At 60.4% G+C, this 830-nt stretch carries 1 protein-coding gene; it reads left to right on the top strand.

What is annotated here, in order from left to right:
• Positions 1-327 precede the first annotated feature (327 nt).
• Positions 328-830 (top strand): recombinase family protein (locus tag J8I82_RS37820; protein ID WP_209765746.1); only part of this gene is annotated, 503 nt, incomplete at its 3' end.

Raw genomic sequence — 830 nt, 5'->3', positions numbered from 1 at the left:
CCGGCAACAACATAGCAAACTCGCGGGTAAGATGTGGCCTTCGCATATCAAGGGAGTGCCTGGCGCCATGGTCCAGAGAATGTCTTGCCATTGATGCGGTTCTCGTGCTTGAGGCCGTTGCTCCCGCTGACTGGGAGCCGCATCGATGACACGGGGACGACGCAAGCACTGGCGAGTGCGTCTCGCTTTCGAGCCTAGCCGATACTCCGGCGAACAATTGCAGAAGGCCTACGAACAGCTCAGTCCAGTGGACGCGCGCAGCACTGCGCGCCCATCGGATGCTAAGCCCGAAGTGGCGGCACAACTGGCTATGAAGCGAGGGAAGCGATGAGCAACGCTGCCATGGTCGCGCTTTACGCGCGCGTGTCATCAGAGCAACAAAGCAAACGCGGCACGATTGACAGCCAGATCGCAGCATTGAAGGAGCGGATTCAGGCCGACGGTGCGCAGATTGTGGAGGACATGTGCTTCATTGATGCCGGGGTGAGCGGTGCAACGCTGGTTCGGCCGCAACTTGAGCGCCTACGGGACGCCGCCGCACTCGGGACGATCGATCGGCTGTACATCCTGGCGCCGGACCGACTGGCACGCAAATACGCGCATCAGGCGCTGCTGATGGAAGAGCTGTCCACGTGCGGTGTACAGGTAGTGTTCCTCAACCACGCAATTGGCACGACGCCGGAAGAGTCACTGCTTTTGCAGATGCAGGGGATGATCGCGGAATACGAGCGGGCCAAGATCGCTGAGCGCAACCGCCGTGGCAAGCTTCACGGTGCCAAACGTGGCAACGTCAATGTGCTATCTGGGGCGCCTTACGGCTACCGCTATAT

Source organism: Cupriavidus consociatus, assembly GCF_017814975.1.
Classification (GTDB): Bacteria; Pseudomonadota; Gammaproteobacteria; order Burkholderiales; family Burkholderiaceae; genus Cupriavidus; species Cupriavidus consociatus.
Note: the sequence above shows the minus strand (reverse complement) of the source record. Positions and strands in the feature narration are given on the sequence as shown.